We start from the raw sequence: 23,768 nt of genomic DNA, 5'->3' as shown, positions 1-23,768 counted from the left end.
GTAATGCTGCACAAACGAATCTATATTCCGGTCTTACTGCTCCTGGTCATGTTCATGGGAGGTTGTAAGAAATTCTTAACGCAGGACCCGCTTGCCGAGGTGGCGGAGTCGCAGTTCTTCAAAAGTAAATACGATGTCGACGCCTCTATATCGGGTATGTACCGCCTATTTCAGGATGTGATGGTGGGAGAAGCCCAGTACAAGGATCGTTACCATATTTGGGGTGAGTTTCGTTCCGATAACTTCGAGCGTTTTCTGAGCTATACGACTACACAGGTCACAGAGATTACGCTCAACTCGGTGACGCCCGACAATGAGTTCTCTTCCTGGACCGGGTTGTACAATGTGATCTACCGCGCCAACGTCAATATCAAATACGCCGCTAAAGCCGCTGAGTTCGATAGCCGCATGACCAAAGATGCCATCGATAAGGCGCTGGCAGAAAGCTATGCCATGCGTGCGATGGCTTATTTCTACATCGTACGGGTATGGGGCGATGCCCCCATCTGGACGGAGCCCTATGAAAGCCTCTCCGACAGTTCTCAACGTGTACGGGAGTCATCGACCAAGATCCTGGACGAGCTCATCATTCCCGACCTGGAGAAAGCCTATTCATTGACACTGAAGAACCAAACGCCGCTGTTTCACAGCATTGGCGAAGGTGCCATCGCCGCCCTGGCGGCCGACGTGTACATGTGGAAGCGTGACTATCCCAATGCCATCAAATGGATGCAGAACCTGTTCAAGGCCAAAGCACCTACTGGTAAAGTGTATGGTGGTAACCTGATCACCGACCTGCAGCCTACGGCTACCTGGAAGCAAATGTTTACCAGCCCTGCTACCAGTGCTGAAACCATCTGGACACTGGACTGGTCTTTTGCCGCCAGTGGTTGCGCCTGTATGAGCATTTCTTATACGCCCAACAACAAACAATACATCATCGATCAGGATGTATGGAACAAATGGTTCCTGCCTTACCAGAATACGACCGTACTGCCGGATATCCGCGTACGCCAGACGCATGATGTATGGGCCAATAACCGTGATCGCTTCATCAAGTACTATGCTTCTCCGGCCAACCCGACAGCAGCCTACACTTTCCCTGCTACGCCTGAAGAAATACCAGCTTATGTAACGATGTATCGCCTGGGTGATATGTACCTGTTGTACGCGGAAGCCCTGAATGGCAACAACGACCTGGCTGGCGCCCTCAAATACCTCAACTTCATCCGCAAGCGAGCCGGTGTAGCCGAGTACCTGCCGGGTGATGTGGCGGTGGCTGATAAAACAGCGATGGAAGACGCTATCCTGCAGGAAAGACAATATGAACTGTATGGGGAAGGCAAGCGCTGGTTTGACCTGGTGCGTACCAACCACGTACAAAAGGTAATGGATCCTGTGTTGAAAAGAAGGCAACTGGCCGGTGGTCAGGATGCCGTAGGGTTCCCCGACCTGCGCAAGACGCTGTGGCCGCTCAACCGTTCGGTGATGAACGCCAATAAGAAACTGAAACAGAATCCTTCTTACGCCGACTAAAAATAATTATATGAATTTCTCTATAAAGAAGACATTGCAAATAGGCTTGGTGGCACTGCTGGGGTTGACCTTGTTGCCCAGCTGCAAAAAACTGTTTGGACTCAGCCGGCAGGAAGACTTCGAGTATGTGCCCGAAATACTCGATCCGCACATCAACATGACCGCCCGCCAGTTTCTCGAAAACAGGTCGTACGGTGCCACACCGCAGGATACTGTTTTCAAATGGATGCGCATGGGGCTCGAATATGCCGGTGTTGATCTGGCTGAATTTGAAAAGGCAGACCGCACTTATATCTTCCTGCACAATGAAAGCATTCGCCGGGTAGATGCTGCGGGCAAGGTAACGGGTGGATTCTTTTTCAGCTATCCGATCGTGCAGAAAGATGCGAATGGTAACCCGATCCTCGATGCGGTGACTGGCCAACCTAAGACCACACCCGCTACCAAGTGGAACGATTACGATAAAGAAACGGTGAAGAACTATTTCTTATATCTGATCGGTCAGGGAAAATACAATTTCGAAGACCTTAATAACCTGAACAAAGATGTCGTGTCGATCCTGCCGGCCGGCTCCAAGGCCACCAAAGAGTCGACACTCGGCTATATCAATAACGGCAACGGTTTTGACCAGGAAAGCAAGTTCTGGCTCAAGATCAAGAGCAACAATGACCTCGGCCCGATCGTGTTCAATGACAATGCCGACGATCGTTCGGCAGGGTATATCGCCACCAACGGAATAATACACGTGTACGGTGTGGCATTGGCGCCCTTCCGGCCGCAATAGATGAATTTGTTTTGCAGATCGTATCGATCATAAAAGGTGACACCGCGGTACGGAGGTGTCACCTTTATTTCGTCAACGTTTTCGCTTTTATTTAGTCGGTCCGCTACCTATTGAACAGATTGTTTCCAGATATTCGTGACATGAACAGGAATGTATTAAGTTGTTTTGTACTGTTATTGGCTTCCTTGCTGGTAAAAACAGCCACTGCACAAGTTTCCACGCGTCTTTTGTCAGGCTGGGAATACCTCCGCCAGGACCTTGGCGGCATATGGGAAGCAGTGCGTCCGGTTGGAAAGGGTAATCCGGAAAGTGTACCCCTTTGGAGCAACGTGACCTTGCCGCATTGCGTAAACGCCGCCGATGGCGTAGATCCTGACGTCAACTACTACCAGGGACCCGCCTGGTACCGTACGCAGCTGGATATTAAGAATCCTTATACGAATGGCCGTACCCTGCTTCATTTTGAAGGTGCCGGTCAGAAAACGGAAGTGTATGTATACACCACCAAGGTGGGAGAGCATGTAGGCGGCTATGATGAGTTTACCATCGATATCACAGAAGCTGTGCAGGCATTTGCCCAAACAGAAGTGTATCAAAAGCAATTCAAGGGCAAAGTGCCTGTCTCTATCCGTACGGATAACTCGCGTGATCTCGAAATGATCCCTTCCGACCTGTCGGACTTCAATGTTTACGGCGGATTGTACCGGTACCTCAACCTCGTGTACACGCCGGCTTTATCCCTCGATAAATTATTTGCCCTGGCCGAAACGGACAATACCGGCCGTACCGGCAAGGTATCCGTCAAGGCCCGGTTTTACAATCCACAACGCATCAGCAATACCTCAGTGGTCGTTAAATTATTCGATCCTGCGGGCAAGCAGGTCTATACTACCACGAAGGAAATGCTGACGGGTACGGGCGATGCCCCGGTCGTGGATTTTACCATTAAGAAACCCCTGTTGTGGTCGACGGAGTCGCCCAACCTGTATACGATAGAACTTACGTTGAAAAGACCGGAAGGCAGCTTTACCCAACGGGAGAAGATCGGCTTTCGGAGTTTCGAGTTTGTGGACAACGGCCCCTTCAAGCTGAATGGCAAACGCCTGCTGCTGCGCGGCACGCACCGGCACGAAGACCATGCCGGCGTGGCGGCTGCTATGACAGAAGCTCAGATGCGGGCTGAAATGATCATGATGAAAGAGATGGGTGTCAACTTCATCCGGCTGGGCCATTACCAGCAATCGCGCACCATCCTGCAACTGTGCGACAGTCTCGGTATCGTGGTGTGGGAGGAAATTCCCTGGTGCCGTGGCGGCCTTGGGGGTGACGTGTACAAAGAGCAGGCGCGGCGTATGCTGCGCAATATGATCGAGCAGCACTACAACCATGCTTCCGTGATCATCTGGGGATTGGGCAATGAGAACGATTGGCCCGGTGATTTCGCGGAATTCGACAAAGAGAAGATCAGGGCTTTCATGAAAGAGCTGAATGACCTGTCTCACCAACTGGATGCCTCCCGTAAAACAGCCATCCGTCGTTGCGATTTCTGTAAGGATATCGTCGACGTTTATTCTCCTTCCATCTGGGCAGGTTGGTACCGGGGTATCTATACCGAGTACAAGCAGGTGTCGGAAGAGGAGTTTAAGAAAGTAAAACATTTTCTCCATGTAGAGTGGGGCGGCGACAGTCATGCCGGCCGCCATTCGGAGAGTCCGGATAAAGCGCTGCAGGCCATCAAAGCGGCCGGTGCAGCCGATGAACGGGCAGGGGATGCTTCTTTGTATGGGGGCGCCGCTCGTGCCTCGAAAGACGGTGACTGGAGTGAGTCGTATATCTGCAACCTGGTCGACTGGCACCTGAAAGAACAGGAAACCATGCCCTGGCTGACGGGTACGGCCCAATGGCCCTTTAAGGATTTCTCTACGCCCGTGCGTCCTGATAACCCTGTACCTTATATGAACCAGAAAGGGGTCGTAGAGCGTGACCTGACGCCCAAAGAATCTTTCTATGTGTTCCAATCTTACTGGACGGCCAAACCAATGGTGCATATCTACGGTCATAGCTGGCCCATTCGCTGGGGGCAGGAGGCAGAAGAGAAAATGATCAAAGTGTATTCCAACTGCGAGGAAGCGGAACTTTTCCTCAATGGAAAAAGCTATGGCGTGAAAAAGCGCAACAGCCAGGATTTCCCGGCTGCCGGCCTGCGCTGGAATGTTAAACTGGAAAAGGGATTGAACTCCGTCAATGTTATTGCAAAAAAAGGCAAGGAATTCGTACGCGACGCGATCAGCTTCCAGTACCAAACGGACACCTGGGGCAAACCGGCCAAACTGGTGTTGAAGAAAATAAAAGAAGAAAAAGGAGTTGCCACCGTAGAAGCAACGGTGCTGGACGCGAAAGGTGTACCCTGCCTGGACGCAGCCAACTGGGTGCGTTTTGGATTGGCGGGTGATGGCGAACTGATCGATAACCAGGGCACTTCTTCCGGCAGCCGGTTGGTGCAATTGTACAACGGCCGGGCCATCATCCGGATCAATACCAACAAAGGAACCAATGTGGTGAGTGTCAAAAGCGAAGGGCTTACGACAGTCACCCTACAATTGTAACTATGATGCGACTACTGTTCTTCTGCTGCTTGTTGTGGACGCAGTCCCTGATGGCGAAAGACCTCTATGTGTCGGTGAGCGGCAATGACCGTCATCCCGGTACCAGGCAGCAACCTTTTGCTACGCTCGACAGGGCGCGGATAGAAGCCGGTAAGTATAGCCGGGAAACAGTGGTCGTGTATGTCATGACGGGAACCTATTACCTGACATCCTCGCTTGCATTTACAACAGCTGATAGCCGTTCGGTCAAAGCGCCCTTGCGTTTTGAAGCGTATCCTGGTCACCACCCGGTGATCAAAGGGTCGAGGCGTTTGACCTTGATATTTACTGCCGGAGACCATGGTATATGGACAGCGCCGTTGCCGGCAGACCTGGTGGCCATGGATCAATTGTTTGTCAACGGGCAGTTGCAGGTCATGGCCCGTTATCCCAATTACCAGCCTGCCGCGAAACCATTGCAGGGTACGGCTGCTGATGCGATCAGCGCTGCGCGCGTGCGTGGCTGGCAACAGCCTGCGGGTGGTTATATTCATGCTTTGCACGGCGGCGAGTGGGGCGGCATGCATTACCGCATTACCGGTAAAAAGAATGATAGCACCTTACAATGGGAAGGAGGCTGGCAGAATAACCGCCCATCTCCCCTGCACAAGCAATACCGTTATGTAGAGAATATCCTGGAAGAGCTGGACAGCGCCGGCGAATGGTATGCAGACCTTTTCCGGCGGCTGTTGTATTACAAGCCGTCAGCAGGTGTTGATCTGCAAAAGGCGGTGATCGAGGTACCGGTATTGGAAAATCTGGTCAGCATACAGGGACAGCCCGGCAACCCGGTACAGTACATCAGCTTTAAAGGTATTCGCTTTGAGCACAGCCTGCGCACGTTTATGAAGAACCGGGAACCGTTGTTGCGCAGTGACTGGACCATCGATCGCTCGGCAGCTGTTTTGTTTGCGTATGCTGCTAACTGCTCGCTCATCGATTGCGACCTGTTCGCACTCGGTGGTAACGCAGTATTCTTCAGTAATTATAATGTGAAAAATACGGTGCAGGGTTGCCATATCCGTGACATCGGCGCTGGCGCCATCAACTTTGTCGGTAACCCCGCTGCGGTGCGTTCGCCCTCGTTTCGATACGAAGCTTTTGTTGCCTATCACGAACTGGACCTGACGCCAGGCCCCCGGGGAAATGATTTTCCGTCGAACTGCCTGGTGCAGGATAACCTGGTACACGATATTGGCGGAGTAGAAAAACAGGTAGCGGGTGTACAGTTGTCGATGGCGCAAAGTATCAAGATTGCGCACAATACCATCTACAACGTACCGCGTGCGGGCATCAATGTTAGTGAAGGTAACTGGGGCGGGCACGACATCGCTTTCAATGACGTATTCAATACCGTGCTGGAAACGGGTGACCATGGTGCTTTCAACTCCTGGGGGCGGGACCGGTTCTGGCATCCCCGCCGCGCTACTATGGATTCGCTCATGGTAGTCCACCCCGATCTTTGGAAGCTCGATGCGGTATTGCCGACACGTCTCCACCACAACCGGTTCCGTTGCGACAATGGATGGGACATCGATCTCGACGACGGATCTTCCAACTACTATATCTACAACAATATTTGCCTGAATGGTGGCCTCAAGCTGCGGGAAGGTTTTCACCGGGTAGTAGAAAACAACATCATCCTCAACAACTCCTTTCATCCGCATGTGTGGTTCAATAAGAGCCTGGATACGTTCCGGCACAATATCGTGTCTGGTCCGTACCTGCCTATCCGGATAAACGACTGGGGAACTGCCGTAGACGATAATTTCTTTCCCGATTCCGCCTCGCTGGCGAAAGTGCAGACCTGGGGCGTAGACAAGCATTCGAGGGCCGGGAAGCTGGTCTTTGCCGATGCATCCCGGGGGGATTATTTTGTGATGAGCACCTCGCCTGCACTGGCGACCGGTTTTACCAATTTTGATCAGGCGGTGGGCACACGTAGCAAACGGCTAATCAAACTGGCCGCTAAAGCGCCCTTGCCGGTGCTAATGACCTCGGCTGGGACCGGTGCGGAAACCGTGGAATTCCTGGGATTGAAAGTGAAGAACCTGACGACGCTGGCAGAACGTTCTGCTACCGGTATGGACCGCGAAACCGGTGTGCTGGTGGTGGAAGTACCTGCTTCTTCTGTTTGGCATGGGTTCGTACAGCCCAATGATGTGATCCTGGAATTGGGTGGAGAGACCATCAACAAAGTGCCCGACCTGCTGAAGGCACGTATGAAAGTACAATGGCATGCCACCGTGCCTGTGATAATATTCCGTGATCAGAAAAGGCAGGAGATCAAACTGCCCTTGAAATAACAACGACTATGCTTAAAAAGATTGCCTCGCTGCTGTTGCTGGGTATTGGCTCGTTGAAAGGATACAGCCAATCCAATCCCTCTTTAAAATTGTGGTATAACCGGCCTGCCAAAGCCTGGGAAGAAGCCTTGCCACTCGGTAATGGTAAAACAGGCGCGATGGTATTTGGCCGCGTTAAGAATGAACGATACCAACTCAATGACAATACGCTGTGGAGTGGGTTTCCCGACCCGGGCAACAATCCCAATGGCCCAACGGTATTGCCGGAAGTAAGAAAAGCGGTGTTTGCTGGCGACTATACGAAGGCTGCGGAATTGTGGAAGAAGATGCAGGGACCTTACTCGGCCCGTTACCTGCCGCTGGGTGACCTGCACCTGCAGTTTGCCCAGGATGATACGGTGGGTACTGCCTACTACCGCGACCTCGATCTTACTACAGCTACTACCACCGTTCGTTATACAACGGGTGGTGTGCAATACCAGCGTGAAGCGTTTACCAGTTTTCCCGATAAGGTGATGATGGTCAGGCTGACGGCCAATAAAGGCAAGAGCATCAGCTTTACCGCTACGCTGACCAGCAAATTGCACTTCACCACGGCTGCCACGGCCAACAATCAACTGGCCATGACCGGTAAGGCGCCCAGCTTTGTCGCCAATCGCGAGTCGGAACCTAAACAAGTGGTGTATGGCTCGGACGGCGAAGGGATGAACTTCATCGTATACCTGTTCGTAAAGAACGAAGGGGGCATGGTAAAACAATCCGGCGATAAGGTTACGGTGACGGGCGCTGACGCCGTGACACTCTACCTGGCCGAAGCCACCAGCTTCAACGGATTTGATAAGTCGCCCGGCAAGCAAGGCAAAGATCCCGGCATCGAAGCGGGTACGAACCTGAAGAAGGCATTGAATTTATCCTGGGCGCAGCTGCGGCAACGCCATGTGGCCGATTACCAGGCTTTGTTCAACCGGGTGAAGCTAGACCTGGGGACCAACGTTGCTGCCGCCAAATTGGCTACCGATGAACGCCTGCTCAACTTTGCCAACACCAAAGACGATAACCAGCTACAGACCTTATACTACCAGTTTGGCCGCTACCTGCTCATCGCCAGTTCAAGGCCAGGCTCCCGGCCGGCCAACCTGCAAGGGATCTGGAACGATCATGTACAGCCACCCTGGGGCAGTAACTATACGACCAATATCAATACAGAAATGAATTACTGGCTGGCGGAGAACACCAATCTGTCTGAATGTCACCAGCCCTTGTTCGACTTCATGAAGGAGTTGGCGGTGAATGGTGCGGTGACGGCTAAGGTCAACTACAATATCCAGGAAGGATGGGTCACGCATCATAACTCCGATCTATGGGCCAAGACCTCACCACCCGGCGGTTTTGAGTGGGACCCACGTGGCATGCCACGCTGGAGTTGCTGGCCGATGGCGGGTGTTTGGTTCAGTACGCACCTGTGGGAGCATTACCTGTTTACGGGTGATCAGCAATTTCTGAAAGACAAGGCCTGGCCTTTAATGAAAGGGGCTACCCAATTTATGTTGCATTGGCTGGTGCAGGACAGCAGTACTACGTACCTGTTGACCAATCCCTCTACTTCGCCCGAGAATACGATCAAGCTGAACGGTAAGGAATACCAGGTGGCGCTGGGCAGCACGATGGATATGTCGCTGCTGCGGGAGTTGTTTACCGCTGTGGTGCGGGCCGGCAAGGCGTTGAAGACCGAGCCTTCTTTTACAGCACAGGTGCAGGCAGCCCTCGATCGCTTATATCCTTATCATATCGGTCAATATGGACAGTTGCAGGAATGGTATGGCGATTGGGATGATCCGAAAGATAAACACCGACACCTGTCGCACCTGTTGGGGTTGTATCCTGGCAGTCAGATCACGGTGCAGCAGACACCGGAACTGGCGGCGGCCGCGAAGCAGTCGTTGATACATCGTGGTGATGTAAGTACAGGTTGGTCGATGGCGTGGAAGATCAACTGGTGGGCCCGCTTGCAGGATGGTGATCATGCCTACAAAATATTATCGGATGCTTTTACCTACATCGATCCCAACCAGACCCGCGAAACCATGGGTGGTGGCGGTACGTATCCCAACCTGTTTGATGCGCACCCACCTTTCCAGATCGACGGCAATTTCGGCGCCACAGCTGGCATTACGGAGATGTTATTGCAAAGTCATGCCGGTTACCTGAGCTTATTGCCAGCCTTGCCGGGCGCCTGGCCCGCCGGCAGCATCAAAGGGATAAAGGCCCGGGGCAACTTTACCGTAGCCGTCGATTGGAAGCAGGGTAAGCTGGCGACCGCAAAGATCTATTCGGGTTCGGGTGGCGTTTGTCGTATTCGTACCACCACACGGGTTAAAATAGTGGAAGTAAAAGCCAATACGGTGCTCAGTAATACTGTCAATCCGTTGAATATTGCATATGGAAAACCTCCTTATGAAAAGAAGCCGAATGCACCCCTGGTGGCCATCGGTCAGGAAGGTGGCTATGTGATCGAGTTTGCTACCGTGAAGGGCAAAACTTATACGGTGGTGGGCTTGTAGCTATTGAACAGTACTACAATACATGCTATATGAAAGAACGTTGTCGACGCTTATTGATTGTTTGTTGTTGGCTATTGGTGGCTGCTCAACTGAGTGCCCAGGCGCCAGCCTGGACAGAAGTGGCACCCGGTGTGTGGAAGACCATCATCGGTAAACCGGAGTCCTTCGACTTGTTGAAGGCATCAGGAGCCGTTCCCGACAAAGCGGCTCTGGCTGCCATTCGTAAGGCCGGATTCCCCCTCGTAAGAACTGAAATCGCCGGCCGCGTGCAGGATGGAAAGACTTACCTGCGTTTCCCCTTGCAAAGAGAAGAACAGGTATTTGGATTCGGTCTCAATTTCCAGACCGTGCATCAGCGGGGTAAGATCTTACAGCTGCACGTAGATCATTTTGGCGGAAAAGACAATGGCCGCAATCATGCACCTACACCGTTTTATGTTTCTTCCCTGGGTTATGGGGTTTTCATCAATGCAGCGCGTTACCTCGATGTGTATGCTGGTTCCGGTGTTCGCAAGGATAGCAAAAATCCACCGGTCGCGAAAGACCGCAATACGGATAAAACCTGGGCTTCCCGTCCTTATTCGGATGCGGTAGAGATACTGGTGCCAGCGGGTGGGGTAGAAGTGTATGTGTTTGAAGGTCCGACCCCATTGGATGCCGTACGCCGTTTCAATTTGTTCAACGGTGGTGGTTGCTTACCTCCACGCTGGGGACTGGGCTTTACCCAGCGGGTACAAAGGCTCTACAACGCTGCCGATGTCAACAAAGAAGCGGAAGAGTTTGAACAGAAAGGATTTCCCCTCGACTATATTGGTTTGGAACCGGGCTGGCAAAGTAAGTCTTATCCCTGTACGTTCGAATGGGACAAGACACGTTTCCCCGAGCCTAAACAATTCGTGCAGGATATGCTGAAGAAGGGTATCCGGCTCAATCTATGGCTCAATCCTTATGTTTCGCCCGATGCCTCCATGGCGAAAGCAATAGCACCCTATACGGGTTCTCATACCGTATGGGTGGGTGCCGTGCCCGACCTCACGATGCCGCAGGCACGCAAGATATTCTTTGGTCAACTGAAGAAAGACCAGGTGGCTATCGGTGTCAGTGGTTACAAGATAGATGAAGTCGATGGCTACGATCATTACCTGTGGCCCGATGTGGCAATATTTCCTTCTGGTCATAGCGCCGAGCAGTTGCGGCAGACCTATGGCGTGTTGGCGCAACGCTACAGCACCGAACTTTATCGTCAGCAGAATACCCGCACGTTTGGCCTCGTCAGGGCTTCGAATGGGGGAGCTTCTTCTTTCCCCTATGTTATCTACAATGATTACTATAACCACGAAGATTTTATCACGGCGCTGATCAACAGCGGTTTTGCCGGTGTGTTGTGGACGCCCGAAGTAAGGGCTTCTAAAACAGGTGAGGAATGGCTGCGCCGTTTTCAGACGGTGATCTTTTCGCCGATGGCGATGATCAATGCCTGGTCGAGTGGTACCAAACCCTGGACGTATCCCGAAGTGGCGGATCAGGTGAAGCAACTGGCTTTGCTGCGTATGCAGATGATGCCGTATTGGTACAGTGAGTTTGCCAAATACCGGTTTGAGGGCACTCCGCCTTTCCGGGCGATGAACCTGGAACCCGGGTTTACGCAGGAAGTGAAAAAGGAATCGGTCAATGAAAACCTCGAGCAGAATCCCTATGCGGAAGCCGCTGCGAAGGAGATCAAAGATCAGTACATGGCGGGTGAATACCTGTTGGTAGCGCCATTGTTTGCCGGTCAAACGACGCGTAAAGTGATCTTGCCCAAAGGCAAATGGTATGATTTCTATACGGGTGAATATGTCGGAGAAGGACAGGTGATCACGGTAACACCTGGCTTGGATAAGATACCGGTGTACGTAAAGGATGGAGGCATTGTACCAATGATGCCAGCCAGGCTGCATGCCCCCAAGGCAGGGGAGGTGGTAGACCTGGAGGTGCGTTACTACGGCGATAAGCCCGGCACCTACAAATTATACGATGATGATGGGGAGACCTTCGATTATGAACAGGGCGCCTATAGCTGGCGTACCATCAGCATCACGAAAGATGCGAATGGACAGGTGAAAGGTACCCTGACAGCCCCGGTGGCGGGCAAGCCCAATACCATTGGACAGGTGACCTTTACCAGGATGACGAAATAGGTTGGTGCGCTTGGAGCACCGCTAAACTTATACTTATGAAAGTGAAACATATTGGGTACACTGCTGCCGGTCACCCGGTCCGCATCACATCGATCGGCGTCATGGCTTTGCTGTTGTTGCTCATGACACCGGCAGTGGTGACAGCCCAGTTACAAAGCAGTTTTGCAAAACAGGTATCGGCCATTCTACGCAAGCAGGTCTTGAAAGAGGCCAATTGGGCGATGACGCAGCAGCCGGTAACCGTGACGGATAGTTATTCACCACGCAGTGCGGGAAGTCGTCATGATTTCTATTCGGAGGGAGATTACTGGTGGCCCAATCCTGTATCGGTGGATAGTCCCTATATACAGAAAGATGGGATGACCAATCCCGAGAATTTTGTGGCGCACCGGCAGGCGATGATCCGCTTTAGCCGGATCATGGGGGCGCTGGGATCCGCGTATCAGCTTACGCATGACCAGCGTTATGTAGCGCATGCCCTGAAGCATTGCCGGGCCTGGTTTATCGATACGGCCACCAGGATGTATCCTCACCTGTTGTACGCACAGGCGATCAAGGGCCGGGTAACCGGACGGGGTATCGGTATCATCGACACCATTCATTTTATGGAGGTGGTACAGGCCTTGCTGGCGATGCAACAGGCCAAAGGCATGGAAGCAGGCTTCTTGTCGGCGGTGAAGAATTGGTTTGCTCAATACCTTACCTGGCTCACGACCCATCCTTATGGGAAAGATGAAATGAACGCCGCGAATAACCACGGCACTTGCTGGGTGATGCAGGTGGCGGCTTTTGCACGATTTACCGGTAATCAGCCCTTGCTCGACTTCTGCAGCGACCGGTATAAAACAGTCTTATTGCCTAATCAAATGGCAATAGACGGCAGTTTCCCCCTCGAGTTGAAACGGACCAAGCCCTATGGTTATTCCCTCTTCAACCTCGATGCCATGACAACGATCTGCCGTATCCTTTCTACCAAAGACAATAACCTGTGGGCTTATCAAACGGCCGATGGCCGGTCGATCCGGAAGGGTATTGAATTTATGTATCCGTTTGTGGCCGATAAGAGCAAATGGACTTTTAAACAGGATGTGATGTACTGGGACAATTGGCCGGTAGCGCATCCCTTTTTGGTATTCGGTGCTCAAGCGTATGGACAGCAGGAATGGCTAGCGACCTGGGCCCGGCTCGACCATGCGCCCACGGTAGAAGAAGTGATCCGTAACCTGCCGGTCAGGAATCCCCTGATCTGGTAACCTAAACATTGGCCAATGAAGAGATACACCATAAGCCTGCTCGCAGCAGCTGCGTTTTCTGTAGCCCTACAAGCGCAGACGGCGGGCGACGAAGATAAGGAGATGTTTAACCGGGCTAAGTCGCGCGATCAGCAAGTGATCGATGCGGCTGTGAGGGGCTGGTGGACAGCCTCCATGAAAACACATGAGCAACGCGTACAATGGTGGCGTGATGCCCGATTTGGCATGTTCATCCATTGGGGCGTTTACTCGCTGCCGGGCGGCGAATGGAAGGGCAAGCAGGTGGGAGGGTATGCCGAGCACCTGATGCGGAAAGAGAAGATCACCCGGGCCGATTACCTGGCCCTGGCGCACCAGTTCAACCCGGTCCGCTTCAACGCGGAAGAATGGGTGTTGCAGGCGAAGCAGGCGGGCATGAAATACTTTATCGTCACTGCCAAGCACCATGATGGCTTTGCGATGTATCCATCTGCGGTATCGGATTTTGATATCGCCGATCAAACGCCTTTCAAGCGCGATCCGATGGCAGAGCTGGCAGCGGCCTGTAAGAATCATGGCTTGAAGTTTGGCTTCTATTATTCACACGCTTTTGATTGGGAGCATCCCGACGCGCCGGGTAATGATTGGGAATTGAACAATCCCGGTGGTGATAAGCTGTTGCATGGTGGCGCCCGTTGGTTTGATGAACATCCGGAGTTGCTGCCCAAAGCGCAAAAGTATGTCGCAGAGAAAGCGATCCCACAGATCAGGGAGCTGCTCAATAAGTATCATCCGGATATCTTATGGTTTGATACGCCGCATAAATTGCCATTGTCGGAGAATATACTGATCCTGAAAGCTATTCGTGACACCGATCCGGACGTAGTCGTAAATGGCAGGCTGGCGCGTAGTGCGGACATCAGCTTCGGGGATTATAAAAATACGGCTGATCGACCCGCCGAGTTTTTTCCGGTGACGGGTGACTGGGAAGCCATTCCCACCACCAATGAGTCGTATGGGTACAGTAAGTATGACAGCAGCCATAAGCCGGTCGCCTACTTTATTCAACTGATGGCGAAGGCGGCATCACGTGGGGGCAATCTGCTGATGAATATCGGACCCAAAGGCGATGGTGCTTTCGATACGCGTGACGTGGCGATCCTCCAAGGGATTGGCGCCTGGACCCGCCTGAACTATGAAAGCGTGAGTGGGGTGGAGGCGTCTGGCATGCCGCTGCAAAATTGGGGTGTCACTACCCGCAAGGGTAATAAACTGTACCTGCATGTATTCAACTGGCCAACCGATGGTAAATTACAGGTAGGCAGTATGCCAGCTGCTGCCCGCAAGGTTTACCTGCTGGCGGGTAAAAAGTCGTTGGAGTTTGGTAACGTCTCCACGAGCGATGGTTATGCGGGATTGGAGGTGCGGCTACCCGCTACATCCACCGATACAGCCAATACAGTAGTGGTGGTGGAGCTGGGGCCGCAGGCCAGTAAGCTGGACGATCACACGTTTGTCGCCGCCAATATACCCGTCACCCGGTTACTCACCTTCGATGCGGTGCAAACCGGCAAGGGCCTGCAATATGGTGATGGAAAAACGGATAAGTACTATGTATCGGGTTGGAAGTCGACCGACCAATGGCTGCAGTGGAATATTAACTTGAATAGCCCGGCAACATATAAGGTGATCATTAAATATATTGCGGGGCCATCCGCTGGTGGATCGTTCTCCCTGTCGGGGGGCGGGCAGCAGCGGTCGTTCAACGTCGTTACTGGTCAGCGGGAAACTGACGTGCGCGTACAGGAGCTGGGGGAGTGGGCGTTGAAACCGGGTCGCCAACAGTTGGTGTTGAAGCCGGTATCTGTGGGCGGACAAGAATTGATGAAACCTTTGGAAATACAATTGATCAAAATACAGTAAACTGCATTATATGAGACTACTCGGAACATTAGCAGCAGGTGTTTTATTGCATGGCGCGTTGCAGGCGCAGGTCAAGTTGCCGGCGGTATTTGCCGATGCGGAAAAACAGACCGAGGTGATGCTGAAGGCGGTGCCGGAAGCCAGGGAAGGGAAAGCCGACCTGGTGTCTCCCCGTACGATCGAAAATGGCAAATTGAAATTGGTGGCTTCCCGCGACTGGACCAGTGGCTTCTTTCCCGGGGTGTTGTGGTTCCTGTATGAGTATACCGGTAAGTCCGAATGGCAAACCCAGGCTCGTGCGTATACTGCGAATATCGAAAGAGAAAAGACCAATGCCGGTACGCATGATATGGGGTTCAAGGTGTATTGCTCTTTCGGTACGGGTTATCGCCTGACAAATGATGCCGCGTATCGAGACATCATTATACAGTCTGCCAAAACCTTGTCAACCCGCTTCAATCCGAAGGTGGGTTGTCTGCGTTCCTGGGATCACCACAAAGAAGTGTGGGGTTTTCCGGTGATCATCGACAATATGATGAACCTCGAGTTGCTGTTTGAGGCGACCAAGCTGACCGGTGATTCTTCTTTTTACAAGATCGCGGTGGCGCATGCGAATACCACGATGAAGAACCATTTTCGTCCTGACTTTAGTTCCTTTCACGTGATCGACTATGATACGGTGACGGGTGCGGTGGTGAAGAAGAATACCCACCAGGGGTATAGTCATGAGTCGGCCTGGTCGCGTGGACAAGCCTGGGGTTTGTATGGATACACGATGTGTTACCGGTATACGAAGGATCCTGCCTACCTGCGGCAGGCAGAGCAGATCGCTGCTTTTATCCTGAAGCATCCACGTATGCCTAAAGACCTCGTGCCTTATTATGATTTCGATGCGCCCGGTATTCCCAATGAGCCGCGTGATGCTTCTGCGGCTGCTGTCATAGCTTCTGGGTTGTATGAATTGAGTGGTTATAGCCAGCAGGCGAAGTACTATCGCAACACGGCGAATAAGATCGTGACCAATCTTACCAAATCCTATCGTTCACCCATTGGGGAGGATTTCGGCTTTATCCTGTTGCATAGCACGGGTTCCAAACCCTCCAATAGTGAAGTGGATGTGCCGCTGAACTATGCCGATTATTATTACCTGGAAGCGTTGTTGCGGGGGAAGAATAAATAACAGGATGACCTATAATATGAAAAGCCTCCAATTGGAGGCTTTTCATATTATAGTCGGTTTGATTATTAGAGCGATTTGAGCAATGTCATAAAAATATGTGCCTGCTCTTTGGTCTTGATCATTTTGTGCAGGGAAGATTGCTCGCCTGATTTGAGGGTGAACTTTAAACCCGAGGATCCATGTTTTTTGGCGTTCTTAACGAATTCGTCGACGTCTTTCATGACCTTTTTTCTAAGTTCGTTCTTTTCCATTGTTGTAAAATTAGGGTTTATTTATATGGATTCAAATTAAAACTGTTTACGCTTGTTTTTCCCTAAAAATGAAGTAGTTGTATAGAGTTTGGCAGCTTATGTTGTCAGTTTCTGTGATTCTTTTGGGTACTATAATGAAGTCGTCTTTTTTGTATTCAATGTCTCTGTATAATCTGACGTAGTAGTTAACCCTATATATGTCGAATAGCGTCTCCAGATAAGCAAAGTTATTCATGATACATCTATAGTATAAATAGGCTCTTCTTGTATCTGACCCATCAATGCCAATAAATTTCCCTTTGTGTATCGTCAGGAATGTTACGCTGGCAAATACGATTGTTGAAAATACTTTTGAATGATCGGCGTGCGTAAGTTTTATGCGATCATCAATTTCGTTTTGTTCATTAAAAGGGCCAAATGCGAGGTTGTGAACATCAGGAATCAAAGGATGCACTTCTTCACTGATTTGTATGGCAATTAATTGCTGCCTGCCATCTGACAGCGAAGAGTCAAAGGTGTAATAGCGAAAATCTCCGTCAGGATAAGTAAGCTTGTATCTGTTTTCTATATCAATTCTAATATTCAGCGCCATTCAATAGGTGATTGATTGCATACTATACGTTTTTTTATTATGCCTGGATTTCCCATCCTCGAAATAGTTCACTGCTATCATTGGTAATCCAGTTTTCCTGGCCAATCGTATATTGCGTGCTCAATATTCTGTATGCGTAGCTGTATCCCTTTCTTGTTCATGTTGGTAATTTGCGCCTCCTGTCAATCGCATAAAAGCAATGCGGTGAGTCTGCCCTGGCCCGCCGTTACTGACAGCGTCGTCGTCAGTCAGCTGGCTGGTAATTGGTTGGCAACCCCAGCTACGAATAACCTACTGGACAAAAAGCAATACAAGAAAGATTCCATCTACCTAGAGTTGCGTGCCGACTCCTCCTTCCGGGCACGCCTCCCCGATTGCCTGGATGCTGCTGTGAAAGGTAATGTGAGCTGGGACGCGATCGGGACCTGGAAGCTGTTCAACGATGCAGGAAACTGGAAGCTGGGCATGTCATTCGTGGCTGGCCAGCTGTTTCGTTACAGAACCTTCACCACGTTTGACCTCGTGCTGATCGATTCACAACTGACCATCTCCCGGTTTGTGGGTGACCCGGATAAAAAAGAAGCACTGCAGTTTACCCAAAGCAAATAGACCTACTCATCGTTAAAGTATAGCCTCATGCGTCAGAAAGTGTTAACTGTCTTACTGATGGTGTCTGCAACCATGGCATCAGCGCAGAAACTGCCCAGCCTGCTGAAACAGTTGTCGATATAACGCAATTCTATACTATCCTGCTGACATAGGGCTGTCACTCGCAGGCTGTTTATTTGTGTGATAAAACCTCAACAGCTATGCAAAACGTTCAATTTGATGCTGCAGGCGACCTCGCCATAAGCCCATCCGATACTTCTTCCTTCAGCGATTTCGACTTTCTGATCGGAAGCTGGCAGGTGCGCAATGTTAAATTGAAGACCCGACTCAACGGCTGTACAGAATGGGTGGAGTTTGTGGCAACACAAGAGCTACGCACCGTATTGTTTGGCCAGGGAAATATTGACCATTTCAGGACAGATTTTTTCGGCAAGCCATTCGAAGGGCTTACCCTACGTTTGTTTAATCCGCTAACACGACTTTGGAGTATCTACTGGGCCGATAGCAACGCTGTAACGCTCGATGCGCCTGTAAGCGGTTCCTTTCAGGACTACATTGGTTATTTCTTTACCAGGGATAGTTTTGAAGGAAAGCCGATCATTATGCAGTTCAGGTGGGATGCCACGAATCCGGAAGAACCGGTGTGGAGCCAGGCATTTTCCGCCGACAACGGACAAAGCTGGGAGTGGAACTGGTATATGTATTTTTCACGGCTATAAAGCCAATCACCTACTTTTCCCGAAATACCATCCGGCTGCCAAAATCGTTGACTAGTTGGTAAACCCTGCACGTCGCCGTTCGGGGTTTTATGTTTTAGTTGTGTTGTGAATTGCCCCTGCGTAAATAAAAAACTAATCCTTACTTTAGGTTCTGCTAATCAAAAAAGTTTGCAATATGATCAAACAGGCTTTAAGTCTCTCCCTCGCTTTGCTGGCCTATTCCGCCCAGGCGACCGTTACCCTTCCCGCTTTGTTCGGCAACGGCATGGTGTTGCAGCAACAAACCAATGCAGCCATCTGGGGTACCGCTAAACAGCAAGCGACTGTTGTAATCACTACATCGTGGGATAAGAAGAAATATACGGTTCGTGCAGGCAGCGATGGGTCCTGGCGTACTGCCGTACAAACGCCGAAAGCGGGTGGCCCCTATGAAATCACGATTACTGATGGAGAAATACTGAAGCTGTCGAACATTTTGATCGGAGAAGTCTGGATCTGCTCCGGGCAATCCAATATGGAAATGCCGGTGAAGGGGTTCAAGAACCAACCGATACTCGATGCAGATGATATGCTGTTGAATGCGGATGATACGGCCATTCACCTTTTTCGTGTGGAAAGAGCATTTACCAAAATACCGCAGGCCGATGTGAAGGCTAAGTGGGAAATGGTGTCTCCAGATGCTGCGAAAGAATTCAGTGCCGTGGGATACAATTTTGCCCGCATACTGCGGCAACGACTGAAGGTGCCCATTGGTATTATCCAGACCACCTGGGGAGGGACGCCCATCGAAGCCTGGATGAATGAACCCAGTCTGAAGCGGGTAGCGGGTGTTAAATATCCTGCTGCTGATGCAAAAATGACCAAAAACGACCCGATGGTATTATTCAACGCCATGGTCGCACCATTGATTGGATACAATATCAAAGGAGCATTGTGGTACCAGGGAGAGTCGAACCGGTTGCAGCCTGAGATCTATGCCAGCCTAATGCAATCGATGGTAACAGAGTGGCGCAGTTTATGGAATACCGGTAACTGGCCCTTTTACTATGTTCAGATCGCTCCCTACCAGTATCCCAGCGGCCGTCCGCTGATACCTTATCTGCGAGAAGCACAGGACAAGGCACAGGCTTTAATCCCCAACAGCGGTATGGTGGTATGTATGGATGCCGGGGACCAGAAAACAATACATCCGGCCAATAAAATGGTGGTAGCCAAACGGCTGGCTTATTGGGCACTTGCCAAAACATATGGTAGGGAAGGGGTACCCTATCAGGGCCCGGTATACAAGTCGATGTCTATTAGCGCAGACACTGCCCGGCTGACTTTCAACAATGTGCCCAATGGTCTTACTACCTACGGAAAAGAGTTGGTAAGCTTCGAAATAGCAGGCAGCGATAAGAAATTTTATCCGGCGCAGGCAAAGATCACCAATGAAGGGGTCAGCCTGTACAGTACACAGGTAAAAGGCCCGCTGGCAGTACGCTATGCCTTCAAAGATTGGCCCGAAGCGGAGCTGTTCAATACCGATGGTTTACCCGCGGCTCCCTTCCGTACCGATGATTGGGCGCTCGTGCCATAACGCAGATTTATTGATATCGAAACGATATAGGGTCCCGGCCTGGCCGGGACCTTTTTAATGCTCCCATGCCGGATGACCGGCCTTGCTAATTTCGTTGAATAGTATGCCAATCGCTGGCTTCCCATGACCCGAAACCTGCCTAATTTGCTGTTGTTACGACTACTATTTCCCATAAATTATTGCACCCATGTTAAGACGATTCATTTGCCTGCTTTCCGCCTCCTGCATCCTGTATACCGCCAAAGCCCAGCCTGCTCCAGCTGCCTCCAAGGAACAACGGATGGAATGGTGGCGCGAAGCCCGGTTCGGCATGTTCATTCACTGGGGCGTGTACGCGGTACCTGCCGGCACCTATAAGGGGCAAAAGATCAACCGCATTGGCGAGTGGATCATGAATCGCGGTAAAATTCCTGTGGCCGATTACCAGCAGTTTGCCGCGGCATTCAATCCTGTTCACTATGATGCCGATGCCTGGGTAAAACTGGCGAAGGACGCGGGCATGAAATACATCGTCATTACCACCAAGCACCATGACGGGTTTGCGCTGTTCGACAGCAAAGCCAGTAAATGGGATATGGTGGATGCAACACCGTATGGCAAAGATCTCCTCAAGCCACTGGCTGAAGCCTGCCGGAAACACGGGATTAAACTAGGGTTCTATTACTCCCATGCCCAGGACTGGAACAATCCTGGTGGCGCTGCTGCCCGTAAAGTAACCTCCGAAGGATGGGCCAATCCCGACTCTGCCCGGATCGATGCTTATACAGCGGCGCATAAAGGCCACTGGGATCCTGCACAGACCACCAAGACCATGGATCAATACATCGATGAGGTAGCCGTACCGCAGGTGAAGGAGTTGCTGACAAACTACGGCGACGTTGCCGTGTTGTGGTGGGATACACCAACAGACATGACCGATGCCTATGCCGAAAAGTTTAAGGAAGTATTGAAGCTGCAACCGAATATCATCACCAATGACCGGCTCAAAAGACCCAATTTCGCGGGTGACTATACCACACCCGAACAACGTATTCCCAAAGTAGGGGAGATGGATGGCAAGGATTGGGAAACCTGTATGACGATGAACGGTTCGTGGGGATACAAAAGTTATGACAACAACTGGAAGCCTACAGCGACCCTGATACAAAACCTCATCGACATTGCCTCGAAAGGGGGGAACTACCTGCTCAATATTGGCCCCAAGGCCGACGGAAATATTCCTGCTGAAAGTATTGAACGCCTGCAGCAGGTAGGTAAATGGATGAAGGTAAATGGAGAAGCGATTTACGGCACCAAGGGCAGTCCGCTGGCGCCCATGAGCTGGGGCCGTTGTACGCAAAAGACAGAGGGCGGCAAAACCTTTCTTTATTTGTCCGTATTCGAGTGGCCTGCTAACGGTAAACTCGAAGTGCCAGGTGTAAAAGCTAAGGTGGCAGGCGCTTCCTTGCTGGCAGGTGGTGTGAAAGTGAAGACTGGACAATCTAAAGACATCCTGACTCTTACAGTGCCTGCTCAGGCGCCGGATCCCATCGCCTCCGTGATCAAAGTTGAATTGAAAAGCGGTTTGTAGCACAACGGTTATACAATCTTTTTTACGGGTCCGGCTTTCGTTACAGATGCCGGACCCATTATTTTTAATAATGCAGCTTGCTTGTTTATGCAGTATAATCGAATGGTTCTTGCCTTGTTGTTAGGGGTAGGCCTTTGTCAGGCACAGGCCCAGGATGAAATGTGGGATAAAACTTCTTCTGGTAAAAATCATCCCAATATCCAATGGTTCAAGGATGCCAAATTTGGGCTGTTCATCCATTGGGGGCTCTACTCCCAGCTGGGTGGTGTCTGGAACAATAAGCGCTACTATGGTAGTGGTGAATGGTTGATGAACCAGGCAAAAGTGCCCGCAGCTGACTATGCTGCTAAAGCCGCACAGTTCAATCCGGTCAACTTCAATGCCGATGAATGGGCTGGCCTGGCCAAAGACGCTGGTATCCGCTACATGGTGATAACTGCCAAACACCACGAAGGATTTGCCATGTACGATTCTAAAGTAAGTAATTTCTCAATTGTGAAAGCCAGTCCCTATCGAAAAGATCCGATGAAGGCGCTGGCGGAGGCTACCCGTAAACGGGGCATTCAGTTTGGATTTTATTACTCGCAGTTCCTCGACTGGCATGAGCCGGATGGTGGCGGCAATCGCTGGGATTTCGAGGAGTCGAAAAAAGACTACCTCCGTTATTATCGTGAAAAGTCCATTCCACAACTGAAAGAATTGATGACCAACTACGGGCCGCTGGGCATTGTATGGTTCGATATGCCGGGTGGTCTTACACGTCAACAGACGCAACAGCTGGTCGATACGTTGCGACAATTACAACCCGGTAGTCTTTTCAGCAGCCGCGTAGGGCAGGGGTTGGGCGACTACCGTGACTTTGGTGACTCTGAAGTACCACCTGCACCGATCGAAGAAGTATGGGAGTCCATCTATACACACAATGATTCGTGGGGCTATATAGAGCATGATATGAACTTCAAGTCGCCGGCCGAGATTATCCGGCTGCTGGCCAATGTGGCTTCCAAAGGAGGCAACCTGATGTTGAATGTAGGGCCCGATGGGAAAGGGAATATTCCTTCCTACTCGGCAAAATACCTGCGTGAAACAGGACGCTGGCTGGCGGCCAACGGGGAAAGTATTTATGGTACCACCTATGGGTTTGTGCCGGGGCAGCCCTGGGGCGTTACGACGGCCAAACCGGGCAAGCTTTTCTTACATGTGCTGGACCGCCCACGGGATGGTAAGCTGTTATTGCCAGACTGCTCCGTGACTGCGACGAGGGCCTACGCCCTGGTGGGCAAAAAGCCGCTGGTGATAGATCGTAGGGGAGCTGACCTGTATGTGCAATTTCCTGCTGCGGAACCAGCAAGCCCCAATACCGTCATTGTACTTGAATACACGGGTAAGGCGCCAGCTTATAATACAAAAGCACCGGTGACCATATCTGCCCAGGTCAATGAAAATATTGTGGAGGCTGTACACGCAACCACGGCGGATAGCGCTGCTGTAAAAAGCCTTACGTATAGCCATTATTTTGGCGACTGGAAACACGCTGTGTGTGTCACCGATATGCAGGGGGCGAATGATTCAGCTACCTTCCACCTGCGCATCACGGAGCCGGCAGATTATAAGATCGTGCTGGAGTACGCCTGCCCCGCCGAGAGTGCCCGTCAGGAAGGACAGTTGACCATCGGTGGGCAATCATTTCTATTCCGCACGCTCCGCAGTTCCGAATTCGATAAGAGCAATCCGCTGCTGTTCATACAGCATGCAGTAGCGATTACCACCATCGGGAAGCCGGGGTTGTACAGTATAACGGTAAAGCCAAGACAGCAGGGCAAGGAACTGTTTAAGTTGAAAAGCATCCGTTTGTTACCGGTGCATTGATGCTTGCTGGTGACACTGCTAAAATAGGTGAATAGGAAGTAATAACACTCGTTGCACTATCGCGAAAATAGCCGTCAATTGCAGTTGTTAAGTATTGGCGGGCATAGAATATAGCAATGGTTTACAAATAGCATGAGCAAGCGATTACTCAATGATGCTTCCTTTACTCAACACATTGTAAGATAGGTCACCTCCGGATGGCGGGGGTGACCGTCTTATTCATATTTTTAAA

General features: G+C 51.1%; 16 protein-coding genes. 14 read left to right on the top strand and 2 right to left on the bottom strand.

Translation table 11 applies throughout. The features are described from left to right. The first annotated feature begins 3 nt into the window (after window positions 1-3). From P2W70_RS20300 to P2W70_RS20260, 9 genes are all read left to right on the top strand, one after another. Complete coding sequence (locus P2W70_RS20300; RefSeq protein WP_276483348.1) at window positions 4-1,536, top strand: RagB/SusD family nutrient uptake outer membrane protein; 1,533 nt, start codon at window positions 4-6, stop codon at window positions 1,534-1,536. 10 nt (window positions 1,537-1,546) lie between these two features. Next, window positions 1,547-2,320, top strand: coding sequence for a hypothetical protein (locus tag P2W70_RS20295; RefSeq protein ID WP_276483347.1), 774 nt, complete (start codon window positions 1,547-1,549; stop codon window positions 2,318-2,320). 140 nt (window positions 2,321-2,460) lie between these two features. Next, window positions 2,461-4,926, top strand: a complete 2,466-nt coding sequence (locus P2W70_RS20290) for a glycoside hydrolase family 2 protein (protein WP_276483346.1) — start codon at window positions 2,461-2,463, stop codon at window positions 4,924-4,926. 2 nt (window positions 4,927-4,928) lie between these two features. Continuing rightward, window positions 4,929-7,271, top strand: coding sequence for a PDZ domain-containing protein (locus tag P2W70_RS20285; RefSeq protein WP_276483345.1), 2,343 nt, complete (start codon window positions 4,929-4,931; stop codon window positions 7,269-7,271). An 8-nt stretch (window positions 7,272-7,279) separates the two neighbouring features. After that, window positions 7,280-9,832, top strand: a complete 2,553-nt coding sequence (locus tag P2W70_RS20280) for a glycoside hydrolase family 95 protein (protein ID WP_276483344.1) — start codon at window positions 7,280-7,282, stop codon at window positions 9,830-9,832. Between the two features lie 29 nt (window positions 9,833-9,861). Further along, complete coding sequence (locus P2W70_RS20275) at window positions 9,862-12,012, top strand: glycoside hydrolase family 31 protein (RefSeq protein WP_276483343.1); 2,151 nt, start codon at window positions 9,862-9,864, stop codon at window positions 12,010-12,012. 35 nt (window positions 12,013-12,047) lie between these two features. Then, entirely contained in the window at window positions 12,048-13,265 is a 1,218-nt protein-coding gene (locus tag P2W70_RS20270; RefSeq protein ID WP_276483342.1) for an alginate lyase family protein, read from the top strand. A gap of 15 nt (window positions 13,266-13,280) precedes the next feature. Beyond that, window positions 13,281-15,167, top strand: a complete 1,887-nt coding sequence (locus tag P2W70_RS20265; protein WP_276483341.1) for an alpha-L-fucosidase — start codon at window positions 13,281-13,283, stop codon at window positions 15,165-15,167. A gap of 10 nt (window positions 15,168-15,177) precedes the next feature. Further along, window positions 15,178-16,347 (top strand): glycoside hydrolase family 88 protein, encoded by a 1,170-nt coding sequence (locus P2W70_RS20260; RefSeq protein WP_276483340.1) that lies wholly within the window; start codon window positions 15,178-15,180, stop codon window positions 16,345-16,347. Window positions 16,348-16,412: 65 nt separating this feature from the next. On the opposite strand, the gene P2W70_RS20255 is transcribed toward P2W70_RS20260, so the two are convergent. Beyond that, window positions 16,413-16,598, bottom strand: a complete 186-nt coding sequence (locus P2W70_RS20255; protein WP_276483339.1) for a hypothetical protein — start codon at window positions 16,596-16,598, stop codon at window positions 16,413-16,415. 46 nt (window positions 16,599-16,644) lie between these two features. Further along, entirely contained in the window at window positions 16,645-17,190 is a 546-nt protein-coding gene (locus P2W70_RS20250) for a DUF6934 family protein (protein ID WP_276483338.1), read from the bottom strand. Between the two features lie 132 nt (window positions 17,191-17,322). Here P2W70_RS20250 and P2W70_RS20245 point away from each other — a divergent pair, with 132 nt between their 5' ends. The 5 genes from P2W70_RS20245 (at window position 17,323) to P2W70_RS20225 (ending at window position 23,536) form a co-directional block, all read left to right on the top strand. After that, the gene (locus tag P2W70_RS20245) at window positions 17,323-17,799 is read left to right on the top strand and encodes a hypothetical protein (protein WP_276483337.1); all 477 of its coding nucleotides are present in this window, start codon (window positions 17,323-17,325) and stop codon (window positions 17,797-17,799) included. 200 nt (window positions 17,800-17,999) lie between these two features. Further along, the gene (locus P2W70_RS20240; RefSeq protein WP_276483336.1) at window positions 18,000-18,518 is read left to right on the top strand and encodes a hypothetical protein; all 519 of its coding nucleotides are present in this window, start codon (window positions 18,000-18,002) and stop codon (window positions 18,516-18,518) included. Window positions 18,519-18,693: 175 nt separating this feature from the next. Beyond that, complete coding sequence (locus P2W70_RS20235; RefSeq protein WP_276483335.1) at window positions 18,694-20,097, top strand: sialate O-acetylesterase; 1,404 nt, start codon at window positions 18,694-18,696, stop codon at window positions 20,095-20,097. Between the two features lie 187 nt (window positions 20,098-20,284). Next, the gene (locus P2W70_RS20230) at window positions 20,285-21,667 is read left to right on the top strand and encodes an alpha-L-fucosidase (protein ID WP_276483334.1); all 1,383 of its coding nucleotides are present in this window, start codon (window positions 20,285-20,287) and stop codon (window positions 21,665-21,667) included. Window positions 21,668-21,754: 87 nt separating this feature from the next. Then, window positions 21,755-23,536 (top strand): alpha-L-fucosidase, encoded by a 1,782-nt coding sequence (locus P2W70_RS20225; RefSeq protein WP_276483333.1) that lies wholly within the window; start codon window positions 21,755-21,757, stop codon window positions 23,534-23,536. Window positions 23,537-23,768: the final 232 nt, after the last annotated feature.

Source organism: Paraflavitalea pollutisoli, from assembly GCF_029360705.1.
Lineage (GTDB): Bacteria > Bacteroidota > Bacteroidia > Chitinophagales > Chitinophagaceae > Paraflavitalea > Paraflavitalea pollutisoli.
Note: the sequence above shows the minus strand (reverse complement) of the source record. Positions and strands in the feature narration are given on the sequence as shown.